This is a genomic window from Pseudarthrobacter sp. NPDC092439, assembly GCF_044754945.1.
Taxonomy (GTDB): Bacteria; Actinomycetota; Actinomycetes; order Actinomycetales; family Micrococcaceae; genus Arthrobacter.
In genome coordinates this window covers 382,757-402,768 of sequence record NZ_JBIVQB010000001.1, presented here as the reverse complement: position 1 = coordinate 402,768, position 20,012 = coordinate 382,757, and the positions used below count along the sequence as shown (strand labels likewise).

At 66.9% G+C, this 20,012-nt stretch carries 21 protein-coding genes; 19 read left to right on the top strand and 2 right to left on the bottom strand.

Annotated features, from left to right (window positions below; translation table 11 throughout):
- Window positions 1-178 precede the first annotated feature (178 nt).
- The gene (locus ACIQCM_RS01870; RefSeq protein ID WP_400603622.1) at window positions 179-388 is read right to left on the bottom strand and encodes a hypothetical protein; all 210 of its coding nucleotides are present in this window, start codon (window positions 386-388) and stop codon (window positions 179-181) included.
- A 6-nt stretch (window positions 389-394) separates the two neighbouring features.
- On the opposite strand from ACIQCM_RS01870, the gene mltG reads away from it, so the two are divergent.
- From mltG to nusB, 8 genes are all read left to right on the top strand, one after another.
- Window positions 395-1,486 (top strand): endolytic transglycosylase MltG, encoded by a 1,092-nt coding sequence (mltG, locus tag ACIQCM_RS01865; RefSeq protein WP_400603623.1) that lies wholly within the window; start codon window positions 395-397, stop codon window positions 1,484-1,486.
- Window positions 1,483-2,343 (top strand): shikimate dehydrogenase, encoded by an 861-nt coding sequence (locus tag ACIQCM_RS01860; RefSeq protein ID WP_400603625.1) that lies wholly within the window; start codon window positions 1,483-1,485, stop codon window positions 2,341-2,343. The genes mltG and ACIQCM_RS01860 overlap by 4 nt, the downstream gene beginning before the upstream one ends.
- 26 nt (window positions 2,344-2,369) lie before the next feature.
- Window positions 2,370-3,569: a chorismate synthase gene (aroC, locus tag ACIQCM_RS01855; protein WP_400603627.1), complete on the top strand. Its 1,200-nt coding sequence runs from the start codon at window positions 2,370-2,372 to the stop codon at window positions 3,567-3,569.
- Window positions 3,570-3,637: 68 nt separating this feature from the next.
- Window positions 3,638-4,147 (top strand): shikimate kinase, encoded by a 510-nt coding sequence (locus ACIQCM_RS01850; protein WP_400604283.1) that lies wholly within the window; start codon window positions 3,638-3,640, stop codon window positions 4,145-4,147.
- Entirely contained in the window at window positions 4,144-5,235 is a 1,092-nt protein-coding gene (gene aroB, locus ACIQCM_RS01845; protein WP_400603629.1) for a 3-dehydroquinate synthase, read from the top strand. The genes ACIQCM_RS01850 and aroB overlap by 4 nt, the downstream gene beginning before the upstream one ends.
- Window positions 5,235-5,753: a tetratricopeptide repeat protein gene (locus ACIQCM_RS01840; RefSeq protein WP_400603631.1), complete on the top strand. Its 519-nt coding sequence runs from the start codon at window positions 5,235-5,237 to the stop codon at window positions 5,751-5,753. The genes aroB and ACIQCM_RS01840 overlap by 1 nt, the downstream gene beginning before the upstream one ends.
- Window positions 5,754-5,947: 194 nt before the next feature.
- Window positions 5,948-6,511, top strand: coding sequence for an elongation factor P (gene efp, locus ACIQCM_RS01835; RefSeq protein ID WP_377216132.1), 564 nt, complete (start codon window positions 5,948-5,950; stop codon window positions 6,509-6,511).
- Entirely contained in the window at window positions 6,511-6,921 is a 411-nt protein-coding gene (gene nusB, locus ACIQCM_RS01830; protein WP_400603633.1) for a transcription antitermination factor NusB, read from the top strand. Before efp ends, nusB begins: the two co-directional genes overlap by 1 nt.
- Before the next feature lie 79 nt (window positions 6,922-7,000).
- On the opposite strand, the gene ACIQCM_RS01825 is transcribed toward nusB, so the two are convergent.
- Complete coding sequence (locus ACIQCM_RS01825) at window positions 7,001-8,239, bottom strand: PrsW family intramembrane metalloprotease (protein ID WP_400603635.1); 1,239 nt, start codon at window positions 8,237-8,239, stop codon at window positions 7,001-7,003.
- Between the two features lie 160 nt (window positions 8,240-8,399).
- On the opposite strand from ACIQCM_RS01825, the gene pyrR reads away from it, so the two are divergent.
- The 11 genes from pyrR to coaBC all read left to right on the top strand — a co-directional run bounded on the left by pyrR (window position 8,400) and on the right by coaBC (window position 19,965).
- Window positions 8,400-8,987, top strand: a complete 588-nt coding sequence (pyrR, locus tag ACIQCM_RS01820) for a bifunctional pyr operon transcriptional regulator/uracil phosphoribosyltransferase PyrR (RefSeq protein ID WP_400603637.1) — start codon at window positions 8,400-8,402, stop codon at window positions 8,985-8,987.
- Window positions 8,984-10,006, top strand: coding sequence for an aspartate carbamoyltransferase catalytic subunit (locus ACIQCM_RS01815; protein ID WP_400603639.1), 1,023 nt, complete (start codon window positions 8,984-8,986; stop codon window positions 10,004-10,006). The genes pyrR and ACIQCM_RS01815 overlap by 4 nt, the downstream gene beginning before the upstream one ends.
- Window positions 10,006-11,346: a dihydroorotase gene (locus ACIQCM_RS01810; RefSeq protein ID WP_400603641.1), complete on the top strand. Its 1,341-nt coding sequence runs from the start codon at window positions 10,006-10,008 to the stop codon at window positions 11,344-11,346. The genes ACIQCM_RS01815 and ACIQCM_RS01810 overlap by 1 nt, the downstream gene beginning before the upstream one ends.
- Window positions 11,346-11,867: a hypothetical protein gene (locus tag ACIQCM_RS01805; RefSeq protein WP_400603643.1), complete on the top strand. Its 522-nt coding sequence runs from the start codon at window positions 11,346-11,348 to the stop codon at window positions 11,865-11,867. Before ACIQCM_RS01810 ends, ACIQCM_RS01805 begins: the two co-directional genes overlap by 1 nt.
- Window positions 11,868-11,886: 19 nt before the next feature.
- Window positions 11,887-13,149, top strand: a complete 1,263-nt coding sequence (gene carA, locus ACIQCM_RS01800) for a glutamine-hydrolyzing carbamoyl-phosphate synthase small subunit (protein WP_400603644.1) — start codon at window positions 11,887-11,889, stop codon at window positions 13,147-13,149.
- Window positions 13,149-16,463: a carbamoyl-phosphate synthase large subunit gene (gene carB / locus ACIQCM_RS01795; protein WP_400603646.1), complete on the top strand. Its 3,315-nt coding sequence runs from the start codon at window positions 13,149-13,151 to the stop codon at window positions 16,461-16,463. Before carA ends, carB begins: the two co-directional genes overlap by 1 nt.
- Window positions 16,456-17,325: an orotidine-5'-phosphate decarboxylase gene (gene pyrF, locus ACIQCM_RS01790; RefSeq protein ID WP_400603648.1), complete on the top strand. Its 870-nt coding sequence runs from the start codon at window positions 16,456-16,458 to the stop codon at window positions 17,323-17,325. The genes carB and pyrF overlap by 8 nt, the downstream gene beginning before the upstream one ends.
- Window positions 17,326-17,438: 113 nt before the next feature.
- On the top strand, window positions 17,439-17,756 hold the full coding sequence (gene mihF / locus ACIQCM_RS01785) for an integration host factor, actinobacterial type (RefSeq protein WP_400603650.1): 318 nt from the start codon (window positions 17,439-17,441) through the stop codon (window positions 17,754-17,756).
- Window positions 17,757-17,817: 61 nt separating this feature from the next.
- Entirely contained in the window at window positions 17,818-18,390 is a 573-nt protein-coding gene (gmk, locus tag ACIQCM_RS01780) for a guanylate kinase (protein WP_400603652.1), read from the top strand.
- Window positions 18,391-18,430: 40 nt separating this feature from the next.
- Window positions 18,431-18,691 (top strand): DNA-directed RNA polymerase subunit omega, encoded by a 261-nt coding sequence (gene rpoZ / locus ACIQCM_RS01775; RefSeq protein ID WP_003800778.1) that lies wholly within the window; start codon window positions 18,431-18,433, stop codon window positions 18,689-18,691.
- Between the two features lie 35 nt (window positions 18,692-18,726).
- Window positions 18,727-19,965, top strand: a complete 1,239-nt coding sequence (gene coaBC / locus ACIQCM_RS01770) for a bifunctional phosphopantothenoylcysteine decarboxylase/phosphopantothenate--cysteine ligase CoaBC (protein ID WP_400603654.1) — start codon at window positions 18,727-18,729, stop codon at window positions 19,963-19,965.
- Window positions 19,966-20,012: the final 47 nt, after the last annotated feature.

The following is a 20,012-nucleotide window of genomic DNA, read 5'->3' as shown; positions in this document are numbered from 1 at the left end:
CCCGCAGGAGGAGGCGGCCGCCCTGCCGGCTCCGGTGGCCCCGCCCGCCGCGCAGGAGCCTTCCGCCACGGTGCCGCCGGCTCCGGCCACGCCCCCGGCAATCGACCTGCGCCAGGCGGATCAGCATGCTGAAGAGCCGCAGGTTGAAGAGCCGCACTATGCCGGTCAGCACTATGCCTCAGATCCGGGCCATGCGGACAGCTTCCACGATAATGGCCCGCACCATGACGAAGGCCACCACGGGTACCAGGAGTTCCACGAGGGCCAGGAGCCGCACCATGACGCCGTTCGCCTTCAGGAGGATGTTCATCACGTGGAGCCCCACCACGGGGATCCCCACCTCGACGACGTCCACCACGACGGCCTCCACCACGACGATCTCCACCACGTCCTGATGCCTGCAGCTGTTTCGGCGCCGCCGCGCCCCTCGAAGAAGGTGCGGCGCCGCCGCCGTTTCCTTGCCCTCTTCCTCACGCTGGCCGTGTTCATCACCGCGGTGGCCGTGGGCGCACAGTTCCTCAAACCGCTTCTCGGCGACTCCCGGCCCAGCGACTTTCCCGGTCCCGGCACGGGGGAGGTGCAGATCACCGTGGCCAACGGCGAAGGAACCCGCTCGGTGGCCGCCGCGCTCGAGGACGAACGTGTCATCGCCAACGCTGATACCTTCCTTCAGGCCTTTAACGCCTCCGGCGGAACGCTCTCGCCGGGGGACTACACCTTCAAGATGGAGATGAAGAACGCTGATGCCGTGAACGTGCTCCTCGGTGAAGGCTCTGAAAAGGTCATCTACTTCGCGCTGAGCGCGGGCCTCCGCATCGACGAGTCGCTGCAGGCCATCTCCGAAGGATCAGGCATCTCGGTCCAGGACCTGCAGGCCTTCAGCAACAAGCCGGCCCAGTTCGGCCTGCCGGCTGGCGCCAGAAACCTCGAAGGCTACCTGGCTCCGGGCGAGTACCGCTTCCCGCTGGGTACCCCGGCCAAGGAGATCCTGCAGAAGCTCGTTGATACCACCGTGGAGGAACTGGTGGCGCAGGGGATCACCGACCCCGCCAAGCAGTACCAGGCCGTTACGGTAGCCAGCATCGTCCAGGCCGAAGGCGGCCAGGCGGACTACGGCAACGTGGCCGGTGCCATCTACAACCGGCTCAAGCCCAACGACCAGACAAACGGCTACCTCCAGGTGGACTCCGCCGTGACCTACGGGCTGGGCACGCGTAGCTTCAACTTCACGGAAGAGCAGCGGCAGGATAAGTCGAACCCGTACAACACGTACGCAAACCCCGGCCTTCCGCCGGGCCCCATCGGCTCCCCGGGCCGTACCGCCATAGATGCTGCCGCCAAGCCAACGAAGAATGACTTCCTTTACTGGGTCACCATCAACCTGGACACCGGGGAAACCAAGTTCGCCAAGACCCTGGCGGAGCACAACGTGTACGTCGAGCAGTACAACAACTGGTGCCGGGCTAATGAAGGACGCTGCACGTGAGCCTCCGGGCTGCTGTCCTGGGACATCCCATCGGCCACTCGAAGTCGCCGGTACTGCACCGGGCAGCGTACGCCCGGCTTGGCGCTGACATCGCCTACACCGCCATCGACGTGACCGAGGAGCTGCTGCCCGGGTTCATGCGGCAGGTCCGCCACCAGTCCGGGTGGCGGGGCCTCTCGGTGACCATGCCGCTGAAAACCGCGATGCTGGCCCACGTGGATGAGGTCCGCGGCATCGCCCGGACGCTGGGCGTGGTGAACACGGTGACTTTCGAGGGCGAGGGTGACGCCGCCAGGGCTGTCGGTTCCAACACCGACGTCGCCGGCATTGTCAATGCCCTCCGGCACGCCGGAACGGGCGACACCCCCTCTGCCGTGATCCTGGGCGGCGGAGGAACCGCTGCATCGGCCGTGGCCGCGCTGAAGGAGCTGGGTGCCGGCAGCGTGCGCGTCCATGTCCGGGATCCCGCCCGGACCGGGGATGTCCGTGCAGCTGCCGACAGCTTGGGCGTTAACGTTGATATCCGCCCGCTCACTGAAGCCGCCCGCCCCGCGGCGGGTGCCGACGTCGTCATCTCCACGTTGCCGCCACGGGCGGCGGACGGACTCGCGTCGGAAATCGCCGCCCTGAAGACCCGCACACCCGGCGTCCTCCTGGACGTGGCCTACGATCCCTGGCCGAGCCTGATCGCCTCCGTATGGCAGGCCGCCGGCGGAACCGTGGTACCGGGGCTCGAGATGCTGCTCTACCAGGCCGTGGAACAGGTGCGCCTTTTCACCCGCCGCGGCGGTGATGTCAACGCGGCCGTCATAGATGTGATGTGCGCCTCAGTCGGCCTTCCCCGACGGGCTTTGTAACCGCCCCCCGTGGCAGGATGGAAGATATGTTGCGTTGGTTGACAGCCGGTGAATCCCATGGCCCGGCTCTGATGGGAATTATTGAAGGCGTCCCCGCCGGGGTGGAAATCACCAGCGGCCACATCGCCGACTCACTGGCCCGGCGCCGGCTGGGCTACGGCCGCGGCGCACGCATGAAGTTTGAGCAGGACGTGGTCACTATCCTCGGCGGCGTGCGCCACGGCGTGACCCAGGGCGGCCCCGTGGCCGTTCAGGTGGGAAACACCGAATGGCCCAAATGGGAGCAGATCATGTCTGCGGATCCCGTTGAACCCGGGGCCCTGGCAGACCAGGCCCGCAACGCGCCGCTGACCCGGCCCCGTCCGGGGCACGCAGATTTCACCGGCATGCAGAAGTACGGCTTTGACGAGGCCCGTCCCGTCCTGGAGCGGGCCAGCGCGCGCGAGACCGCCACCCGTGTAGCCATGGGCACCGTAGCGGCGCAGTTCCTCAAGCACCTTGGCATCGAATTGGTCAGCCACACGGTGTCCATCGCCAGTGTCACGGTCCCCGAAGGCCGTCCGCTTCCCGTTCCATCGGATGTCCTGGCGCTGGACGCCGACCCGCTGCGCTGCTTTGACCGCGACACCTCCAACGCCATGGTGGCCGAGGTGGATGCCGCGCACAAGGAAGGCGAAACACTGGGCGGCGTGGTGGAGGTCCTGGCGTACGGACTGCCGCCTGGACTGGGAAGCTACGTCCACTGGGACCGGCGCCTGGACTCCCGGCTGGCCGCCGCCCTCATGGGTATCCAGGCCATCAAGGGCGTGGAGGTCGGCGACGGCTTCCGTACCGCTGCCCGGCGTGGCTCCGCGGCGCACGATGAAATCGTCCGTGATACGGACGGCCGGATCGTCCGCGCCAGCAACCGTGCCGGCGGCATTGAGGGCGGCATGAGTATCGGTGACGTCCTGCGGGTCCGGGCAGCCATGAAGCCCATCGCCACCGTTCCGCGCGCGCTGAAGACCATTGATGTCAGTACCGGCGAAGCAGCCAAGGCGCACCACCAGCGCTCGGACGTCTGCGCCGTCCCGGCCGCGGGCGTCGTGGCGGAGGCCATGGTTGCGCTGGTCCTGGCCGAAGCCGTCATGGAGAAGTTCGGCGGTGACTCCGTTGCGGAGACTGCACGGAACATCAAGGGCTACCTGGACAACATCCCGGCCTCCCTGGACTCGATCGGCCAGTAGTGCCCCATCGCAACAAAGACGGCGCTGTCACCGGGCCGGGCAGGCGCCCCATCGTGCTCATCGGCCCAATGGCCGTGGGGAAATCGGCTCTTGGCCAGCAACTGGCCCAACAATTGGGTGCTCCGTTCGTGGACACGGACGCGGTGATTGTCTCCGCGCATGGGTCCATTGCCGATATCTTCGCCGGACGGGGAGAGCATGCGTTCCGTGAGATCGAGGCGCGGACTGTCGCCGCCGCGGTGGAGGCTGCGGAAGGGCAGGGCACCGTGATCTCCCTCGGTGGCGGCGCGGTGCTCGATTCGGGCACGCAGCAGACCATCAGCCGGTGTACCGTGGTGTACCTCGAATGCGATGCCGATACGGTAGCGTCGCGCATCGCCAGGAATTCCGGACGCCCCCTGCTGGCCGGCGATGCCATGGGCCGCTGGCAGGCCATGTTCGCCACCCGCAGGCCCGTTTACGAGCGGCTTGCGGACATCACCCTGGACGTCCGGCACGGCTCGGTGGCCGAACTCGGCGCCCGGCTGGAAGCAGCGCTGCGTGACTTCGCAACTGCCAAACAGGAAGTTGAAAAGTGAGTACCGAGTCAACGGTCATCAAAGTTACGGGCGCCTCCGCCGCGGAAAATTACGACGTCGTCGTGGGACGCGGCCTGCTGGGTGACCTTCCGGCGTTGCTGGGGGAGCGCGTGCGGCGCGTGCTGGTCATCCATCCCAGGGCACTGCGGCTCACCGGGGACACCGTGCGGGACGAACTGGCAGCAGCCGGCTTCACCTCCCTCACCGCCGAGATCCCGGACGCCGAGGAAGGCAAACACATCCAGGTAGCCGCATTCTGCTGGCAGGTCCTGGGACAGAACGATTTCACCCGCTCCGACGCCATCGTGGCCGTCGGCGGCGGCGCCGTCACGGATCTCGCCGGATTCGTCGCGGCAACGTGGCTGCGCGGCGTCAAGGTCATCCACATGCCCACCAGCCTCCTGGGCATGGTGGACGCTGCCGTGGGTGGAAAAACGGGAATCAATACAGCGGAGGGTAAGAACCTGGTGGGTGCCTTCCACCCGCCGGCCGCCGTCCTGGCGGACCTGGACACCCTCCAGACCCTGCCACGGAACGAGATCGTGTCCGGAATGGCAGAGGTCATCAAATGCGGTTTCATCTCCGATCCGGCCATCCTGGACCTGGTCGAGAAGGACGCTGCAGCCGTCGTCGATCCGCAGTCTCCGGCCATCCGCGAGCTCATCGAGCGGGCCATCGCCGTCAAGGCCGTGGTGGTATCGCAGGACCTCAAGGAATCCGGGCTGCGGGAAATCCTGAACTACGGACACACGCTGGGCCATGCCATCGAACTGGTGGAACGGTACTCCTGGCGCCACGGCGCGGCGGTTTCCGTCGGAATGATGTTCGCTGCCGAACTGGCCCGCAGCGTGGGCCGGCTCAGCGATGCCGACGCAGACCGGCACCGGAGCATCCTCGAAGGGCTCGGCCTGCCGGTCACGTACCGGCGGGACCGCTGGCAGGGCCTGCTGGATGGCATGCGGCGCGACAAGAAGTCCCGCGGGGACCTCCTGCGCTTCGTGGTGCTGGACGGCATCGCAAAGCCGGGCATCCTCGACGTTCCGGACACCTCCCTGCTCTTTGCCGCCTACCAGGAAATCGCCTCCTGATGCAGGGCGATATGACCGGCACCAGCGACTGGCCGGAGACCGGCTTCCCGGGCATCCGGGTCAACCCGGAGACACTCCTGCCGCAGATCGTGAACGCCGAAGCATGCCAGGCGGCGCTGGAAGCCTCCACGGATCCTGCCGACCGGATTTTCGTGCTGCTGGTTCAGGGCCAGGCAGCTGAAGCGGCTGAGCTTCTGGCGGAAGCCCGGTTCGCCGATCCCGAGTCGTTCCGGCTGCGTGCCTTCGAAGCCGAGGTGCTCCTGGTCTCCAAGCGCCTGGACCACGCCGTGGAGCTCTTCCGGCAGTTGCTCTCCGAGGTCCAGGGCACCCCGATGGAGGCGCAGGCGCTGCAGTTCCTCGGTAAGACCCAGTACGCCGCCGGCCAGGTTTCGGCCGCCGTCGATTCGTTCACCCGGGCGCTGGACCTGCGCGTGGCGCAGTCGGCGGACGCCGCACAAATCTACTCCTCCACGGTGGCGCTGCAGCGTGCCCGGGATGTGTTGGACCTGGCCTGCTGAAAACTTCCCGACGTCCGGTCCCGACGGGCTGCCCGGGCCCCGATCAGGAGGCCGGAGCGATTTACCGGTAGAATGGTTCTTGGATTTTTGCAGACCCGCGATTTTTGACAAACACGCGCTGGCAGGCCGTCGGCCCAGCCGGCCGGCATACAACGCCTGACCACGTGGCCAGGAACAGAAACCAGAGGAAACCAGTGGCAACCACTAACGACATCAAGAACGGAACGGTCCTGAAGCTCGAGGGCCAGCTCTGGAACGTCATCGAATTCCAGCACGTGAAGCCGGGCAAGGGCGGTGCATTCGTCCGTACCAAGATGCGGAACGTGATGTCCGGCAAGGTTGTGGACAAGACCTTCAACGCCGGCCTCAAGATCGAGACCGCCACGGTTGACCGCCGCGACTACCAGTACCTGTACCAGGACGGCGCCGACTTCGTGTTCATGGACACTTCGGACTACGACCAGATCACCGTCTCCGGAGCCACGGTTGGCGACGCCACCAACTTCATGCTCGAAAACCAGATGGTCAACATCGCCATCCACGAGGGCAACCCGCTCTACATCGAACTGCCGCCGAGCGTTGTCCTCGAAATCACCTACACCGAGCCGGGCCTCCAGGGCGACCGCTCGTCCGCCGGCACCAAGCCCGCAACGCTGGAGACCGGCTACGAGATCCAGGTTCCGCTGTTCATCGAGAACAACACCAAGGTCAAGGTGGACACCCGCGACGGCAGCTACCTCGGCCGGGTCTCTGAGTAGTGAGCGCCCGCGGCAAAGCCCGTAGCAGGGCTCTTGATGTCCTTTTCGAGGCCGAACAGCGTTCGGCCTCGGCCTTCGACGTCCTTCGGGCGCGGCGGGAAAAGACTGACCAGGTGGTCAACCCGTACACCGTGGACATCATCGAAGGCGTCGTCTCCCGGCAGGCCGCCATCGACGAGTTCCTCGAAACCTATTCGCAGGGCTGGAGCCTTGAACGGATGCCTTCCGTGGACAGGATCATCCTCCGGATCGGTACCTGGGAACTGCTCTACAACGACGATGTTCCGGACGGCGTGGCCGTCAGCGAAGCGGTGGCCCTGGCCAAGACGCTTTCCACCGACGAATCACCGCAGTTCATTAACGGACTGCTGGGCCGGCTCCAGCAGCTGAAGCCGTCCTTGCTCGCGTAGCTGAAGGCGCACTGACAGGACCCATCCAGCTAAAGGAGCCGGCCGCCTACCAGGCGGCCGGCTCCTTTGCTGTCTCCGTTCAACCGGCAACGGCGGCCCTCAGTGCCATCACGCGCTGCAGCTCATGCCGCTCTTCTGCCTGGTGGAGCTGCACTTCCCGCCCGCTGAGGATCCGCTGCCGGATGTTTGCCAGCCGGGTCACTGCCGCCAGGAACTCCTTCATCTGCCGCTTCCTGCCGAGGCCGCCCGCCCATTTCAGCGCCGCGCGCCGTCCGGCCGGCGTCGCAAGCAGTTCCACCTCGGCCGCGGTGAACCAGCCCGCCGCGGCGTACTCCAGCAGGCGCTGCCGGGTGAGCCGTTTCTCGGCAATGCGGAGGACCACGATACCGGTTACCGCGGCCAGGAAAATCGGCACCTGCACCAGCACGTATTCGGCCAGGAAGTTCTGCCCCATGCTGTTCCACCGGTTGTGCAGGAGCATGGCCGGAAGGAGGCCCAGCAAGAAGGCGGCGAGGGAAGCGCCGGTGTGCCAGCGGCGGGCGGCGAAGCCCATGACCAGCCCGGCGGTTCCGGTGAAGATCGCGTGGGCAAAAGGCGACATGATGCCGCGGAGCACGAAGACCTGGGCCAGGTCCCCGGACCCGGCCGGATCGGCGATGGCGCGGCCAAAATAAAGAATGTTCTCGGTGAACGCGAAGCCGGCCGCAATGGTGAAGGCGAAGACAATGCCGTCCACGGGTCCGTCAAAGTGCCGGCGCGCTGCAAGCAGGAGGACCAGCAGTCCCAGGCCCTTGGCCGTCTCCTCCACGATGGGTGCCTGAACCGTGGCCAGGTAGGTGCGCATGGCGGCCTCGCTGGAAAACTCAGCCCCTGCCAGGAACAGTGGCTGCAGTAACAGCGTCACGGCGATTGCCACCGCCGCACCCCACGTGAACGCAAAATACAGGAGGCGCTTGGGTTCGGGCTCCCAGCGGTCGATCGCGCGGACGGTGAACAGCACCACGCCCAAGGGAAACAGGGAGGCGATGAACCCCCCGACGAACCCGGCCGGTCCGGTGCTGGCCACGAGGAACGGCACCACCAGGAAAAGGCTGGCGAATGCCAGGCCGGTGACGGCGAGGGTGAGGGAGCCCAGGCCGGCGCGGCGCCGCGGGGCTGCCGGTCCGGGACCGCCAGACCAAGCAGGCGGTCCGCCAAAAGGCGCCGATCCCTGCACCGACGGACCATAATGCCCGGGCGCGGGACGGTAATCCTGTGGCCGGATGTGTCCCATCCAGCTGGGATTGGCGTCTCGAGGCAGGCGGGAAGATGTCGGCATACCGAAAGCCTAGCGGGGCGTCCCGGCAGGCGGGGAGCGGAAAGTGTGACCAGCACCGCGCCCGGCCGGAACGCCGGCGGGTGGTGCCTATGGTAATTTTGGAACGCACATGATCCTTTTTTAATTCCGTCCCGTGAGGCGGGGAAAGGGGAGACGAGCGTTGACTTCTGTCACCAGCGCGCCGGGTCCGGCCAGGGTTGTCCTCAACCAGGCCGATATCGACCGGGCACTCACTCGTATCGCCCATGAGATCCTTGAAGCCAATAAAGGGTCCAAGGACCTGGTCCTGTTGGGCATCCCGCGCCGCGGCTACCCGCTGGCACTCCGGCTGGCGCACAAGATCGCAGCCGCCGATCCTTCCGTGGACGCCGCAGCAATTGTGGGGCAGCTTGACGTCACCATGTTCCGGGACGACCTGTCCCGCCAGGGTACCCGGCCCCCTTATCCCACCAAGCTGCCGCGGACGGGGATCGACAACAAAGTAGTGGTCCTCATCGACGACGTCCTGTACTCCGGCCGAACAATCCGCGCCGCCCTGGACGCCCTCGTGGACCTGGGTCGCCCGCGTATCGTGCGCCTTGCCGTCCTGATCGACCGCGGCCACCGCGAACTCCCCATCCGGGCGGACCACGTAGGCAAGAACCTGCCCACGTCCTCGGCCGAGAAAGTCCGGGTCCGGCTCGAAGAAACCGATACTCCTGCCGGTGCCGCCGCGGTCAATGAGGTTGTAATCGAGGGACGGCCATGAGGCACTTGCTGTCCACTGAGGACCTCAGCCTGGCCAACGCCGTCCGCATCCTCGACACCGCCGAAGAGATGTCCGCGGTAGGGGAGCGGGAAGTCAAGAAGCTCCCCGCGCTGCGTGGCCGGACCGTGGTAAACCTCTTCTTCGAGGACTCCACGCGCACCCGCATCTCGTTTGAGGCCGCAGCCAAGCGACTGTCCGCGGACGTCATCAACTTCGCCGCCAAAGGGTCCTCGGTGTCCAAGGGGGAATCCCTGAAGGACACCGCCCAGACACTGTCCGCAATGGGCGCGGACGCCGTCGTTATCCGGCACTGGGCCTCCGGCGCACCGCACCGTCTCGCTGCCACCGACTGGATCGACGCAGCTGTGATCAACGCCGGGGACGGCACCCACGAACACCCCACCCAAGCCCTGCTTGACGCCTTCACCATGCGCCGGCACTGGTCCCGACTGTCCGGCACCGCATCCGAGGGCGCAGACCTCAAGGGCATGCGCGTTGTCATCGCGGGGGATGTCCTGCACTCCCGCGTGGCCCGCTCCAACGTATGGCTGCTGCGGACCCTTGGCGCGGACGTCACCTTGGTGGCGCCGCCCACCCTGCTGCCCATCGGCGTCGAAAAATGGCCCTGCAAGGTCAGCTACAACCTCGACGACACCCTGGCACAGGGGGCTGACGCGGTCATGATGCTGAGGGTCCAGGGCGAACGCATGAACGCATCCTTCTTCCCCACCACCCGCGAATACTCGCGCCGCTGGGGTTTCGGCGACGGCAGGCTGCAGGCGCTGGACAATCTCGGGATGAAGGACACCATCATCATGCACCCCGGCCCTATGAACCGGGGCCTGGAGATCTGCGCAGCCGCTGCGGACTCGCCCAGGTCCACGGTCCTGGCGCAGGTCCGCAACGGCGTCTCTGTTCGGATGGCCGCACTGTACCTTCTGCTGTCCGGGGACACCCGTGCACCGGCAGCCCCCGCCCTGGCCCACGCCGGCACCCATTCCACCAAGGAGAGCAACTGATGGCCGCCAACACCGGAACGTACCTGATCCGCGGAGCCGCCATCCTGGGCGGGGAAGCCTCTGACCTGCTGGTCCGGGACGGCGTCATCGCCGCCACCGGAACCGGCCTTTCCGCCGAGGGTGCCACCGTTATCGAGGCCGACGGCCTGGTGGCGCTGCCCGGCATGGTGGACGTCCACACCCACCTCCGCGAGCCTGGCCGCGAGGACGCCGAGACCGTGGAAACCGGTTCACGGGCTGCGGCCCTGGGTGGGTTCACCGCCGTGCACGCGATGGCCAACAGCACCCCCGTGGCAGACACTGCGGGCGTGGTGGAGCAGGTCTACAGCCTGGGCCGGGCGGCAGGCTGGGTGGACGTACGCCCGGTCGGTGCCGTAACCGTGGGCCTGGCAGGCGAACAGCTCGCCGAGCTCGGCGCCATGGCAGACTCCCGCGCACGCGTCCGGATGTTCTCCGATGACGGCATCTGCGTCCACGATCCCGTCCTGATGCGTCGGGCACTGGAATACGTCAAGGCATTCGACGGCGTGGTGGCCCAGCACGCGCAGGAGCCCCGGCTGACCGCCGGGGCCCAGATGAACGAAGGCGATGTTTCCGCCGTCCTGGGCCTGGCCGGGTGGCCGGCCGTGGCCGAAGAGAGCATCATTGCCCGGGACGTGCTGCTGGCCCAACACGTGGGTTCGCGCCTGCATGTCTGCCACGTGTCCACGGCCGGGTCGGTGGAGATTATCCGTTGGGCCAAGGCCCGGGAGATCAACGTCACCGCGGAAGTGACTCCCCACCACCTGCTCCTGACGGACGACTTGGTCCGCAGCTACGACCCCGTCTACAAGGTCAATCCGCCCCTGCGCACCGACGCCGACGTCCAGGCCCTGCGCGCCGGCCTCGCCGACGGCACCATCGATGTCGTGGGAACCGACCACGCGCCGCACCCCAGCGAGCACAAGGAATGCGAGTGGGCGCAGGCGGCCATGGGCATGACCGGCCTGGAAACCGCACTGTCCGTGGTGCAGCACACCATGATCGAGACCGGCCTGATGACATGGGCGGACTTCGCCCGCGTCACCTCCACCGCGCCGGCCCGTATCGGCCGGCTCACGGACCAGGGCAGGCCGCTGGCTGCGGGCGAACCCGCCAACCTCATCCTCGTGGATCCGGCCGCCCGCTGGACCGTGGACCCGTCCCGGATGGCCACCAAGGGCCGGAACTCCCCGTTCAAGGGCAGGGAACTGCCCGGCAAGGTGCTGGCCACCTTCTACCGGGGCCACCCCACCGTGCTGGACGGCGAGCTGAACTCCCCCTGCGTCCTGTCGCCGGACACTCCGGCGGGTGCAGCCTGATGGACACCAAACTCCTCACGGCGGTCATCACCCTGGTGCTGATCGCCGCCGCGCTGCTGATGATCCGCGCAGGGTGGCGCAACCGCCTCAGGCGCCAGGCCGATGTCGACAGCCTCCCCCAGGTGCCCGGCGCGCCCGGGGAACCGGTCGCCGCAGCGGAGGGCCAGTACGTCGCTACCACCACCGGCGGCGACTGGCTCGACCGGGTCGCGGTCCATGGCCTGGGCATCCGCACCAATGCCACGCTGGCCATCTACCCGCACGGCGTAATTTTCGACCGCGCAGGCGCGCCCGCCCTGTACATCCCCGCAGCAGCGTTGACGGACGTTCGCCAGGAAAGCGGCATGGCCGGTAAGTTCGTGGAAACGGACGGACTGCTGGTGCTTGCCTGGCTGCACGGCCGGCACGAGCTGGATACGGGCTTCCGCACCCGCCGGGCTGCGGACAAGGACGTGCTGCTGACGGCACTCCGGAACTTGATCTCTTCAACCCCGGCGGCTGACGCCAACAGTGGAAAGTAAGACAGTGAAAGCGAACTCAGTGACAGCACCCACCTCCGCTCCCGCAGCGCTGGTCCTGGAAGACGGACGCATTTTCCGCGGAACCAGCTACGGCGCCACCGGCACCGCGCTGGGCGAAGCGGTTTTCGCCACCGGCATGACCGGCTACCAGGAAACCATCACCGACCCCTCCTACGCCCGCCAGCTGGTGGTCCAGACCGCCCCGCACATCGGCAACACCGGTGTCAACAGCGAGGACGCCGAATCCCGGCGTATCTGGGTGGCCGGCTACGTCGTCCGCGACGCCGCCCGCCGCCCGTCCAACTGGCGCTCCGAGCGTTCACTCGACGAGGAACTCGTGGCCCAGGGAGTCGTAGGTGTCCAGGGCGTGGACACCCGCGCGATCACCCGCCACCTGCGGGAGCACAAGACCATGCGCGCCGGGATCTTCTCCGGGGAAGCTGCACTGGCCACGGACAAGGAGCTGGTGGAGGCCGTCCTGGCCAGCGCCCCGATGGAGGGCGCCCGGTTGGCCGAGGAAGTCAGCGTCGACGAAGCTTACGTCGTGGAACCCAAGGACCACGGCTGGGAAGGCGAACCGCGGTTCAGCATCGCCGCCATCGACCTCGGCATCAAGGCCATGACGCCCGTCCGTTTCGCCGAGCGCGGCGTCCGGGTCCACGTCCTGCCGGCAACCGCCACCCTGGATGACGTCAAAGCCGTCAACCCGGACGGTTTCTTCATGTCCAACGGACCCGGGGACCCTGCCACCGCGGACACCCAGGTCAGCCTGCTGCGCTCGGTGCTGGATGAGAAGATTCCCTACTTCGGCATCTGCTTCGGCAACCAGATCCTGGGCCGCGCGCTCGGGTTCGGCACATACAAGCTGCGCTACGGCCACCGCGGGATCAACCAGCCCGTGATGGACCGCCGTACCGGCAAGGTGGAGATCACCTCCCAGAACCATGGCTTCGCCGTGGACGCGCCGCTGGACGGTGCCACCCGTGCGCCCGAACAACGTTACGGGCGCGTCGAGGTCAGCCACGTGAGCCTCAATGACGACGTCGTTGAGGGCCTCGCGTGCCTGGACATCCCGGCCTTCTCGGTCCAGTACCACCCGGAAGCCGCCGCCGGACCCCACGACGCCGCCTACCTGTTCGACCGCTTCATCGAACTCATGGAGGGCACCCGGGACGGGCGCACCGCAAACCTTTCCAAGGAGCCCGTGGACGCGAAGCACCCCGCCGAGGCGGAAAACCCGGGCGCCGACCAGAACGACAACCAGACTGAGGACAAGAAGTAATGCCGAAACGTACAGATCTCAAGAGCGTCCTCGTCATTGGTTCCGGCCCGATCGTCATCGGCCAGGCCGCCGAGTTCGACTACTCCGGCACCCAGGCGCTGCGCGTCCTGAAGGATGAAGGCCTGCGCGTCATCCTGGTGAACTCCAACCCGGCCACCATCATGACGGACCCCGAGTTTGCCGATGCCACCTACATCGAACCCATCACCCCCGAGGTGGTGGAGAAGATCATCGCCAAGGAACGTCCCGACGCCGTCCTGCCCACCCTGGGCGGACAGACCGCGCTGAACACGGCCATCGCGCTGGACAAGAACGGTGTGCTTGAGAAGTACAACGTGGAGCTCATCGGTGCCAACATTGCAGCCATCGAGCTCGGCGAGGACCGCGAGAAGTTCAAGGGCGTGGTGGAGCGCTGCGGCGCCGAATCCGCCCGCAGCCACATCATCCACAGCATGGATGAGGCGCTGAAGGCAGCCGACGACCTCGGCTATCCGATGGTGGTCCGCCCTTCGTTCACCATGGGCGGCCTGGGCTCGGGCCTCGCCTACAACGAGGACGACCTCCGCCGCATCGTGGGCCAGGGCCTGCAGTACAGCCCCACCAGCGAGGTGCTGCTCGAAGAGAGCATCCTCGGCTGGAAGGAATACGAGCTCGAGATGATGCGCGACAAGAACGACAACGTCGTGGTGGTCTGCTCCATCGAGAACTTCGATCCCGTGGGCGTCCACACCGGTGACTCGATCACCGTGGCGCCGGCCCTCACCCTCACCGACCGCGAGTACCAGCGCCTGCGCGACATCTCCATCGCCGTCATCCGCGAAGTGGGCGTGGACACCGGCGGCTGCAACATCCAGTTCGCCATCGACCCCGCCACCGGCCGCGTGGTGGTCATCGAAATGAACCCCCGCGTGTCCCGTTCGTCGGCGCTGGCGTCGAAGGCGACAGGCTTCGCCATCGCCAAGATCGCCACCAAGCTCTCGCTGGGCTACACCCTGGATGAGATCCCCAACGACATCACGCAGAAGACCCCCGCGTCGTTCGAACCGACCCTGGACTACGTTGTGGTCAAGGTGCCGCGGTTCGCCTTCGAGAAGTTCCCCGCCGCGGACAACACCCTCACCACCACCATGAAGTCCGTGGGCGAAGCCATGGCCATGGGCCGCAACTTCACGGAGGCCCTGCAGAAAGCCCTGCGTTCCCTGGAGCAGAAGGGCTCCCAGCTGGACTTCAGCTCCGTACCCGAATGGGAAGTCGCTGAGCTCATCGAAAAGGCGAAGCGCCCGACGACGGACCGGCTGCACCAGGTCCAGCGCGCCCTCCTGGGCGGCGCCACCGTTGAACAGCTCTTCGAAGCCACCAAGATCGACCCCTGGTTCCTCGACCAGCTCCAGCTCCTCAACGAGATCTCCCGGGAAATCCGCCAGGCCGGCGCGCTGACGGCTGACATGCTCAAGCGGGCCAAGCGCCACGGCTTCTCCGACGAGCAGATCGGCTCCCTGACCCACAACTCCGAGGCCGTAGTCCGCGGAGTGCGCCAGGCCCTGGGCATCCGCCCCGTCTACAAGACCGTGGACACGTGCGCGGCTGAGTTCGCCGCGTACACCCCCTACCACTACTCGGCGTACGACGAAGAGGACGAGGTGGCGCTGCACGCCAAGCCGTCGATCCTGATTCTCGGCTCCGGGCCCAACCGCATCGGCCAGGGCATCGAGTTCGACTACTCCTGCGTCCACGCGTCCATGGCACTGCGCAAGGCCGGCTACGAGACTGTCATGGTCAACTGCAACCCGGAAACCGTCTCAACCGACTACGACATCTCCACGCGCCTGTACTTTGAGCCGCTGACGCTCGAGGACGTCCTGGAGGTCATCGCGGCCGAGGAACGCACCGGCGGCGTCATGGGTGTATTCGTCCAGCTCGGCGGCCAGACCCCGCTCAAGCTGGCCCAGCAGCTGGCCGACGCCGGAGTCCCCATCCTTGGCACCTCCCCGGAGGCCATCGACCTCGCCGAGCACCGCGGAATGTTCTCCCGGGTCCTGGACAAGGCCGGGCTGGTTTCCCCGAAGAACGGCACCGCCGTGTCCTTCGAGGACGCCAAGAAGATCGCCGACGAAATCGGCTACCCCGTCCTGGTCCGCCCGTCCTACGTCCTCGGCGGCCGCGGCATGGAAATCGTCTACGACGAACCCAACCTGTCCCGCTACATCGCCAACGCCACCGAAATCACCCCGGACCACCCGGTGCTGATCGACCGGTTCCTCGAAGACGCCGTCGAAATCGACGTCGACGCCCTCTTCGACGGCAAGGACATGTACCTGGGCGGCATCATGGAACACATCGAGGAGGCCGGCATCCACTCCGGCGACTCTGCCTGCGTCCTGCCGCCCATCACCCTGGGCGCCAACGTCCTGGAACGGGTACGCACCGCAACGCGCGCCATCGCCGAGGGCGTAGGAGTTCGCGGCCTCATCAACATCCAGTTCGCGCTGGCCTCCGACGTGCTCTACGTCCTGGAAGCCAATCCGCGCGCTTCCCGTACGGTGCCGTTCGTATCCAAGGCCACCGGCGTGCAGATGGCCAAGGCGGCGGCCCTGATCGGTACCGGTGTGACCATCGGCCAGCTTCGCAGCGCCTACAAGATGCTGCCGGAAACCGGTGACGGCTCCACGCTGCCGCTGGATTCGCCGGTTTCCGTCAAGGAAGCAGTGCTGCCGTTCAGCCGGTTCCGCACCCTCGAAGGCAAGGTGGTGGACAGCCTCCTCGGCCCCGAGATGCGCTCCACCGGCGAAGTCATGGGCATCGACAAGCACTTCGACACCGCGTTCGCCAAGAGCCAGGCGGCGGCGAACAACGCACTTCCCACCGAGGGAAAGATCTTTGTCTCCGTGGCCAACCGCGACAAGCGCTCGGTGATCATGGGCGTCAAGCGGCTCTCCGACCTCGGCTTCGAGATCGTCTCCACCGGCGGCACCGCAGACGTGCTGCGCCGCAACGGAATCCAGGCGACGCCGGTCCGAAAAGTGGCAGAAGGCAGCAGCGCCGAAGGCGAAGGCACCATCGCCGACCTCGTTGTCGCCGGCGAGATCGACATGGTGTTCAACACGCCCTCCGGCGGCGAGGCCCGCAGCGACGGCTACGAACTGCGTGCGGCAGCCACATCCATCGGCATTCCCTGCATCACCACGGTGGCCGAGTTCAACGCGGCAGTCCAGGCCATCGAGGCCATGCGCACCTACGAATGGTCCGTCACCAGCCTGCAGGAGCACGCTGCCGCGCTGGACGAGTCAAAGAAGGCGGCGCTGCAGCATGCCTGAGCAGGCAGCATTCGCCTCCGCGCCGGGCCGGGAGCCGTTTGGCACCCGGCTCGGTGCGGCCATGGCTGCCCGCGGCCCGTTGTGCGTGGGCATCGACCCGCACCCTTCGCTGCTGGCAGCCTGGGGCCTGGCGGACGACGTCGACGGGCTGCGCCGCTTCTCCCATACCGTTGTCGAGTCGGTGGCGTCCCTCGCTGCCGCGGTCAAGCCCCAGGTGGCGCTTTACGAGCGGCACGGCTCTGCCGGCATTGCCGTCCTCGAGGAACTCCTCGCCGCCGCGGCCGAAGCAGGGGTTCTCACCATCGCCGACGCCAAACGCGGCGATATCGGCTCCACCATGGCCGCCTACGCGGATGCCTGGCTGCGCGACGGGTCCCCTCTGGCAGCAGACTCGGTCACCCTCAGCCCGTACCTGGGATTTGAATCGCTGCGTCCGGCCCTGGACCTTGCTGCAGCCACCGGCCGGGGAGTTTTCGTCCTGGCGCTGACCTCCAATCCGGAAGGAGCGTCCGTACAGCACGCCGGCGGTGCCGATTCGGTGGCACGGCGGGTCGCCACGGCAGCCGCGCACGAGAACTCCCGCTACGAGGGAGCCATGGGGTCCGTGGGCCTGGTGGTCGGCGCAACGGTGGGACAGGCCCTGGGAGACCTTGGCCTGGATCTCGCGTCCGTCCGGGGTCCCGTACTTGCCCCCGGCCTGGGCGCCCAGGGGGCCACCCCGGCCGACCTGCGGGCCACCTTTGGCAGCGCGTATCCGCTGGTGCTTGGCACGTCCAGCCGCGACATCCTCTCGGCCGGTCCGGATCCGGCTGCCCTCCGCTCGGCGGCTGCCCGCACGCTCGAGGGGCTCCTGGCCGCCTAGCCCATCGGGTTTGCATGGTGCATTGCTTCATGCTGCGGCAGGGGGTAGTTTCAGGACAGGTCCATGGGCGGCCGCCCTTGGACGAAATCCGCCAAAGTCCGGGGGTGCCTGCCATGGTCCTGAGACCGTTGTCCGCGTCGGAACGGGCTGATGCCCTCAACAAAGCGGCTGCCGCCAGGGCCGCCCGTGCAGCCGCGAAGGAAAGCCTCAAGAATGGCAAGCGGTCCGCGGCGGATATCATCAGCGCCGCATCCGGGGACGACGCCCTGGCACGGATGCGCGTCGTGGAACTCCTTGAGGCGCTGCCGGGCATCGGCAAGGTGCGCGCGGCGGCCATCATGGAGCAGCTTGGCATTGCCGCATCCCGGCGGGTCCGCGGCCTCGGCGTGCACCAGCGGCAGGCGCTGGTAGATTTTATAGACGAGAAATAGGCGGCTATCGTCTCCGTCGCAGCTTCACCCACCCCCGTAACCCCCTCCACTAAAGGAATACGTGAGCAAGAAACCCGGACTGACAGTCCTCGCTGGTCCCACGGCTGTCGGCAAAGGCACCGTTTCCACCTACATCCGGGACAACTACCCCGAAGTCTGGCTTTCCGTATCCGCCACTACGCGGGCTCCCCGGCCCGGAGAAGTGGACGGCGTGCACTACTTTTTCAAGACCCGGGAAGAGTTTGAACGCCTGGTCGCTGAAGGCGAGCTCCTGGAGTGGGCAGTGGTTCACGGCCAGAACACCTACGGCACGCTCCGAAGCACAGTGAAGCAGGCCATCGCGGACGGACGCTCGGTCCTGCTGGAGATCGACCTGCAGGGTGCCCGTCAGGTCAAGGCCGCTGTTCCGGACGCCCAGTTTGTCTTCCTGGCCCCGCCCAGCTGGGACGAAATGGTGCGCCGGCTGGTGGGCCGCGGCACGGAAACCCCCGAGGAACAGCAGCGCAGGCTGGAAACCGCTAAACTGGAACTTGCTGCTGAACCGGAGTTTGACCACACCGTCATTAATGACGATGTCCGCCGGGCAGCGGACGAGCTTGTTTCACTCATGGGGCTGACCCCGCACCCGCGCTGACCGCCGGACCGCATCAGCCCGCTAGGAATTTGGAGAATTCGTGTCCACGAACCTTGAAGGCATCATCAACCCGCCGATCGATTCGCTGCTTGAAGCAGCCGATTCCAAGTACGGCCTGGTGATCTTCGGTGCCAAGCGTGCTCGTCAGATCAACGCTTACTACGCCCAGCTGCACGAGGGCCTCTTCGAGTACGTTGGCCCGCTGGTCGACACCAAGCTCAACGAGAAGTCGCTGTCCATCGCACTGCGAGAGATTAACGAAGGCAAGCTCGTTTCCACGCCGATCGAAGCCGCAGAGTAATCTGCCCAGGCTGATCCGCTCCTGACGGAGGTCACGTGCGCATAGTCCTCGGGGTCGGGGGAGGGATTGCCGCCTACAAGGTGGCATCGCTCCTCCGGCTTTTTACTGAAGCCGGTCATGACGTTACGGTGATCCCCACCGAAGCGGCCACCCGCTTCGTCGGCACCGCTACCTGGGAGGCCCTCTCGGGGAACCCGGTCAGCAACAGCGTGTTCGACGGCGTCCACCAGGTCAACCACGTCCGGCTGGGCCAGGAGGCGGACCTGGTGGTCATTGCACCGGCCACGGCGGACCTCCTGGCCAAGGCTGCGGCCGGCCTGGCAGGCGACCTGTTGACCAACACGCTGCTCATGGCCGGCGGGCCCGTCCTGTTCGCTCCGGCCATGCACACCGAGATGTGGCAGCACCCGGCAACCCGGGCCAACGTGGAAACCCTCCGCTCGCGCGGCGCGGCCGTCCTTGAGCCCGCCACAGGAAGGCTCACGGGGGCGGACTCAGGCCCCGGCCGGCTGCCCGAACCGGAAGCCATCTTCGATGCGGCCATGGCATTGGTCCAGGGCCGCTCCGACTATCAGCTGCCGCTGGCCGGACGCACCGTTACCATCAGTGCCGGCGGCACCCGGGAGCCCCTCGACCCCGTGCGGTTCCTGGGCAACCGTTCCTCCGGCAAGCAGGGCGTCGCCCTCGCCGTGGCTGCCCGCAACGCCGGTGCCAGTGTGCGGCTGCTCGCTGCGCACATGGATGTACCGCCGCCTCCCGGCGTGGAAGTGGTCAGGGTGGATACTGCGCTGCAACTGCGTGAAGCCGCGCTGGACGCCGCGGCGGGTTGCGACGTCTTCATCATGTCCGCCGCCGTGGCGGACTTCCGTCCGGCAGAGGTGTCGGACACCAAGATCAAGAAACGCGACGGCACCGCTGACCCCGTGATCGCCCTGGTGCGGAATCCGGACATCCTCCACGAACTCGTGGAACGCCGGAATGCGTCGGGGGACGCGGGACGCCAGCTCATTGTTGGCTTCGCCGCGGAAACGGGAGACGACGAGGGCGGCGTCCTTGCCCACGCAGAGGCCAAGCTCCAGCGCAAGGGCTGCGACCTCCTGGTGGTCAACCATGTGGGCACGGACAGGGTTTTCGGCCAGGACACCAATTCCGTGGTCATCCTGGCGCGCTCCGGTGCCGAACCACAGGAGGCGGCCGGCACCAAGACCGAAGTTGCCGCCGCTGTCGTGGCCCGGATCGGCCTTGAACTGGAGCGGGTCTCACCCCGCCCCTGACGTGATCCGGCCCACGTTTGCTTCGAACTGCGACATCTGCCGACGTC